Below are 5,919 nucleotides of genomic sequence, written 5' to 3' on the forward strand. Positions count from 1 at the left end.
TCTGTTGAGCCGACATATTCAAGCTTTGGTTGCGGCTCAATTGGATCTACAGAGGATTTGCGGTAATAAACAGCTCTCGCTACTTCCCACGGAATAGAGTCGGTAGTAACTAGCTCTAAACCTTTATCGTGTTTGAACGTGAATCGCTTTTCAAAAACTTCCGCGACTTCATGACTAAAGGTAATTTTCTTACGCTTTCTAATCATTCCATCCCAGTCAGTCTGCCGATTGATTAACAACTTTTCAGACTCTTCAAATACCGTGGTTTTAGCAATAAAACGTTTATCGTTCTCTTGCCACACGATTTGATAGTCACTCGAAAGCTTTGTTGTTTCTTCAAAGACAGATTTAACCGATTGCTGCAGCTGTAAAGTTTTATCAAATCCAGTACTCACCGTATTGGATAGACTTAAACCACGCTCAAAAATAAAGGCGCTGTTATGCGCCTTGGATCTTGCCTTGCCATACCTGACATGACTTTCATTCAATGCAGGCAAAGCCTTTTGATAATTAAAAACACTTAAATGATTTAGTCCTAAAATGAAATTAATATCAAAATGCGTATTAATCGAAGAGCTAAACGCTGTATTAATCACAGCATCAATCGAACAAAATTGATTTGAAACAACTGCAGTGATTTCAGCATTGAAATCAGTCGCAATCACGCAGTCGATTTGGGCAACACTGCCTTGTAATGTTGTAATTTCCGTAAGAAATGCAGTTAAAATTACAGCATCAATACTCGCTGTAATGACTTCATTTGCACCGAAATTTAAAACAACATTGTGCCCATCAACTGTGCCAGCGACTTCATTGAAATTTAGATCTACGGCGTAACCGTCAGGTGGGATGTAATTTGACACATGCACACCTCATTTAAGTTGATGGTCGAAGTACAATTGAATTAACCATCAGAGTACTACCCAACGCCAAGCTTGGATTTGCCAGTGTAATATCCGTACCTACTGTAAAATCTGCTACTGCATCGCCATTACCGTTGTATAAGCGCGCCCATGTTGCAGTGCCTGCTTGAGTCACGGTAGCGGTATCAGTTGGATATAACTCTATGCTGTCTGCATTGAGTTGTTTAAAGCACGGTTCGGGTAGATTCAGGGTGACTAACTTATTGCCCGCGCTTGCAGCAACCGAAACACTGGCAGGCTTTGTACCCTTATAAAATGAAAAAGTAGCATTGCTACTACCCGTATCTAAGAAATTTGCCAAGGCTTGTAATTGAGCTAAGCCTGCCGCCATTGATGGAATCACACTCATTTTGGCACCACCAGATCTGCAATCACTGCGTTATATTGATTTAAAGGATGATGAGCAACAATAAAGAACTTATTTGCGGTCAAATGATTAAAAACATAATTTCCGCTTTGATCGGTCATCACTTCAGAAATCAATCGCCCAGATGCACGCTCAAATAGTCTCAAGCGACAAGGAAACGGGATATTCAGCTCTTTGACTTGTCCTTTTATCGCCAAACCAATATCACTTGTTAATATCAAATCACTTGGACAAATTGCTTGTTTAACTTGAAGATCTAAAAGCATTATAAATCTCCAATTTTAAGAACGATCTGACCTAGATTTGAAGTTGATGCGATAAATGCAGCGATATAAAGCGCACCATCTTTTTCAATTAGTTGAAAGTTTGAATACGGTTTCTGCTGAAATAACCAAAATAAGTTCTTGATTTGCCCACGTAAAACGTTTGTCGTATCTTCTTTAATAAATACAGGTGCAAACGGCGCAGTATTCGTTAATGTTGATGCACCGATTACATTGTTTACTCCACTGCCTGCAGTATCTGAATTTAAAGATAAACAGTTTACAGTTTTATAATTTGCACTTTGTGCATAATCCCTGAGCAATAATAACGAACTGCTCGCTGATGAAGAAACCAGACCAAAATTTACGTTTACAGACGCACCGTTATTACTGAGTGTTAAGTGTGATTGTAGGAACGTACAACTATTATCGGCATTTAGCAGTGACTTAAATGCACCAAATCCATAGGCTGACGCATGTTGGGTGTTCACTGTCGCTGACGGTACTGTTGAAGTAGGTAGAATATAAAAATAATCACTATTTCCAACAAGGATCCATTGTCGATTACCAGCTGCAGGCGTTTGTGAGTTAATCAATCCGCCAGATACAGACCCACTTGCTGCGTAATACCATCGCGCCCAACCATTGACACCACTGGTTCCGCTACCTGTCCCAACCCAGTTCTTATCAGGATTTGCACTATCGTAGGGTGCTTGAACGCCTGACATGGTATCAATGCCAGTCATTTCTTCAACGATACCCACTTTTGCATATTTCGCATAAGTTGATGTGTATGCAGCATCAAGTGCATCAATAACTCGAAGATATGGGCGTGATGCAAGCAAGGTATTAGACGAGCGATAAGCTGCTTTCCCCGTTCCACTATAAGGCTTTAGCCAACCCAATGCGGGTAGAGAACAACTTATTGTCCCCGTGGCAGTGGTAACACTTGGTGCTGCTGCAAGCTGAAAAGTAATGCTATTGGCATTTGGCACAGTCAAAATACGAAACTCACCGTTATATTCGGTTTGTGTCGCACCTGCAATCTTGATCACTTGATATTGCATAAAGTTGTGAGCAGAACCAAAGGTGGCTGTGACTGTTGTTCCGACTGCCGTCAATGTTGAAACCGTTTGCGATCCAAAACCATTCACTAAACAGGCATCGAGCACATCAATCATACAGCCGAAATTGTTGGTTAATTGCGGTGCATTAGTATTGGTATGCACGTAATACTTAATATCTGTACTTGCGACCATTTCTTATACTCAATAAAAAAGGCTGCAAATGCAGCCCTTAGATTTAATTACTTTAAACATCGCGATCAATATCACCGCGATACATGATTTGGAAGTTATCGCTCAAAGTGGTTGGTTCGGATTGCTTCACTGTACGAATACACCACAGCGGATACATGGCAGCGATGGTATTAAAGCGAAGAACGTTGCCTGATACCCAACCCGTTCCCCAACCCTCTTTTTTCACCACAAAATAAGGTGCACTGGTAATCGGATTGATTGGTGCACAATCAGCATTTAGATTGCCTGTGCCTATCTGGCCAGACACTTCACCGATGATTCTAAAGTTTGTCGTGTCAGTAAAAACGATTGCCCAACGTTCCTGAATTGAGCCCTTGTTCGTTACCGCAATTGGGTAAAGTGCATCGTTGTAATTCGGTGTGATCGGTATGCCGCTTGGTTCATCTGACCAAACATTATTCCAAATGCCCTGCACAAACTTCGATGTATAACGGCTGAACATGTCACCCAACACCACCACAGATCCAACAATCGAATTATCGGCATCATAGTTATGAGTGACTGGCTTTGTGAAAGTCACTTGGCCATTGATCTGTACATCGTTAATTAAGCCAATGTCTTGATAACGATAAGCAGCAGAAATTGGGGCAACCAATGCATTCAAAGCAAAGTCACCGCTTAAAGTCACTTTGCCATAATCGTAATCAACCACGTACATATCATAAGGAACCTTGGTTCCATGACTATCTTCAAGTTCACACCAAGAGATTCGCTGATCATTTAAATCGTAGGTTTGACCTGCCACATGGCTTGGCAGTTCCTGTTTTTTGGATGAGGCAATAACACCAATGTCGCCCACTCGAAAAATAGGTACACGGCCGTCTGGTGGCAACCTCGTAGCTGATAGACCAAGGATATCGCTATCTAGTGGAATGTAGGTATAAGCCACGACGTTATAGCGTATGCTCGTTGCATCGATCCAATACGGCACATTGATATAGGTTTTACCCGCCTCTTGAAACTCAAGCTCTGGCAAATACCAGTCCTGTGACTCTATCTCACCCCGGTTTCCGCTTGTGATTTCCGTCTTAGTATAAAAATAAATATCAACGAAGCCCGTATCGTAGTTAATCAGACCATGCGCTTGAGCTGTTTCAATCACGCCCGCATTATCGGCTGTCAATGTGAGTTGACCGCCTGCCATTGCTGCAGCAACCACAGTTAAAGAACCGGGTCGAATCGGAATAGTCGGAGTACGAAAACTGACATGCTGAATCGGTAGCATATCTGTTGTTGTAGTTAAAGACTGCAGCGTCAAATTGTTATCAACACTTGGGGTCCAACTATCGACATCGATTAAACCTGTACCATATTGGATGGTACCGCTTTGAGTTCCGCTGCCCGTTGCAGGATCTACATTGCGATAGATCAAACCATTTCGATCAACAAACGTATCAGATCCAGCTTTAAAACGAACTGATCCAGTGAGTATCTGTTCATTAAATCCTTGGGTTAAATCAAAGTTAAGCTTTGATACGGTGACTTGTTTGGTTCCAGCATTTGTACCGGATGTATCTCTATACTTTACTTGCACATCAACATTAGAAAATGCTTTTAACTGTGCCGTAACTAACTCTAATGCGCTGCTTTGCGGCAACTTAACTGCTTCTGTCATATTAAGCGCTCACATAATAAGTTTGCGGTGAATAAATAGTTTGCCAACTGGTTATATTTAAAACTGGTGTAACTTCAACAGCACCCGTAACGTAAGTAATGCTGCCTTGTACATTACCCAAACGATCAACCAGATTCCCTGTGGTGGAACTTAAAGGAACATCAATTAGCGTTACTGTTTGAAAGACTGTAGAACCTACGCCACTCGATACTGGGATTTGCAGCTCTACATTATTCGGTTGAATCGCGGAACCTGTTCCAATATTGAATGTCAGCTTCTGACTTAAATCAGGTGTGACTGCTGAAACTGTCTGTGTTTTAGGATCGCCATAATTAAAGACAAAATTAAATGCCGTGTTTTTCTGCGGTAACTTATTCGGAATCAGATTTCCAATGCCTGTTGCATAATTAATGCTACCAGTTGCATCCCCTGTGAATTGGCCCAAAGTATTACTAGAACCCGAATCGCGGATAAGAAATGACTTGAAAAAAAGAAAGACTAGAGCCATCAGTTGAGTTACCACACCAAACTCACAGCTCTAGTCCTTATGTTCGATAGTACTCAATTATTCTGCATCATTGATGATTTTTTTCTAAAATTTGAATCAATCTATTGGAAATTTCTAAAACAGAACCTTCAACGCCTTAGAAATCGACCTGCTCAGCTCAGTATTTCTGAAATTATCTTTATTGCTGTTTGGTACAAGTATTCTCAGTTCAATAATTTCAAAGCATTCTTTACATCATTAAAACTAGATAAAAAACATTTATTTAAACAGCTTCCCTGTTATCAACGCATGATTCATCTGATCAATGTCCATCAATTGGCTTTACATGCCTTACATTTCGCTTTGATGAAAGATCAGCAAAGTTCATATTTATGGGTTGATTCAACGACATTGGCTGTCTGTAAAAATCAGCGAATACAACGACATAAATCGCTAGCAGCAATTGCAACTCGTGGTAAAAGTTCTATGGGTTGGTTTTTTGGCTGTAAGTTGCATGTACTTATGAATCAGTCAGGTGAAATACTCAGCACAGCTTTATCAAATGGGCATACAGCAGATATAAAAATGGTTGAACAGTTAGTCAAAGGAATGACTGCTAAATTATATGCTGATCGTGGCTATATTAGTCATGAATTAAAGGGTAAATTAAGAACACAAAGTATTGATTTAATTACCTATCACCGAAAGAATATGAAATCTATACAGTTATCAAAAGCAGATGAATACCATTTGAAACAACGCAATAAAATAGAAACTTTATTTAGCTTGCTGAAAGGGACGTACAATTTAGTGATAACTAGAGCGAGAAGTGTTCCAGGCTATTTAGCTGGCATTTATGCATCTTTGTGTGCTTATCAAATATGTCATCAAAACAAGCCGATGATTCGTATTATGAAAATATCGGCTTAAACAGGATTCGGGTTA

5 protein-coding genes and 2 pseudogenes are annotated in these 5,919 nt (G+C 40.3%); 1 reads left to right on the top strand and 6 read right to left on the bottom strand.

Annotated elements, in window-relative coordinates; genetic code table 11:
- From AAV96_RS00680 to AAV96_RS00705, 6 genes and pseudogenes are all read right to left on the bottom strand, one after another.
- Window positions 1-863 (bottom strand): annotated as a pseudogene (locus AAV96_RS00680) (hypothetical protein); the annotation flags it as partial.
- A gap of 13 nt (window positions 864-876) precedes the next feature.
- Complete coding sequence (locus AAV96_RS00685; protein ID WP_046737920.1) at window positions 877-1,272, bottom strand: hypothetical protein; 396 nt, start codon at window positions 1,270-1,272, stop codon at window positions 877-879.
- Window positions 1,269-1,556, bottom strand: coding sequence for a hypothetical protein (locus AAV96_RS00690; protein ID WP_046737921.1), 288 nt, complete (start codon window positions 1,554-1,556; stop codon window positions 1,269-1,271). The genes AAV96_RS00685 and AAV96_RS00690 overlap by 4 nt, the downstream gene beginning before the upstream one ends.
- A complete protein-coding gene (locus AAV96_RS00695) occupies window positions 1,556-2,812 on the bottom strand; it encodes a hypothetical protein (protein WP_046737922.1) in 1,257 nt (418 codons plus the stop codon). The genes AAV96_RS00690 and AAV96_RS00695 overlap by 1 nt, the downstream gene beginning before the upstream one ends.
- Before the next feature lie 52 nt (window positions 2,813-2,864).
- A complete protein-coding gene (locus AAV96_RS00700; RefSeq protein WP_046737923.1) occupies window positions 2,865-4,487 on the bottom strand; it encodes a hypothetical protein in 1,623 nt (540 codons plus the stop codon).
- A gap of 1 nt (window position 4,488) precedes the next feature.
- Window positions 4,489-4,950, bottom strand: a pseudogene (locus tag AAV96_RS00705) (hypothetical protein); the annotation flags it as partial.
- An 84-nt stretch (window positions 4,951-5,034) separates the two neighbouring features.
- Here AAV96_RS00705 and AAV96_RS00710 point away from each other — a divergent pair.
- Window positions 5,035-5,904: an IS982 family transposase gene (locus AAV96_RS00710; RefSeq protein WP_005214887.1), complete on the top strand. Its 870-nt coding sequence runs from the start codon at window positions 5,035-5,037 to the stop codon at window positions 5,902-5,904.
- The last annotated feature ends 15 nt before the right edge of the window (window positions 5,905-5,919 follow it).

The organism is Acinetobacter sp. AG1 (assembly GCF_001005525.1).
Classification (GTDB): domain Bacteria; phylum Pseudomonadota; class Gammaproteobacteria; order Pseudomonadales; family Moraxellaceae; genus Acinetobacter; species Acinetobacter modestus.

Bases quoted from the DNA above. Each gene is read 5' to 3' on its own strand.
- AAV96_RS00700 (WP_046737923.1), bottom strand. From the start codon at position 4,487: ATGACAGAAGCAGTTAAGTTGCCGCAAAGCAGCGCATTAGAGTTAGTT.
- AAV96_RS00710 (WP_005214887.1), top strand. From the start codon at position 5,035: ATGTTCGATAGTACTCAATTATTCTGCATCATTGATGATTTTTTTCTA.
- AAV96_RS00690 (WP_046737921.1), bottom strand. From the start codon at position 1,556: ATGCTTTTAGATCTTCAAGTTAAACAAGCAATTTGTCCAAGTGATTTG.
- AAV96_RS00685 (WP_046737920.1), bottom strand. From the start codon at position 1,272: ATGAGTGTGATTCCATCAATGGCGGCAGGCTTAGCTCAATTACAAGCC.
- AAV96_RS00695 (WP_046737922.1), bottom strand. From the start codon at position 2,812: ATGGTCGCAAGTACAGATATTAAGTATTACGTGCATACCAATACTAAT.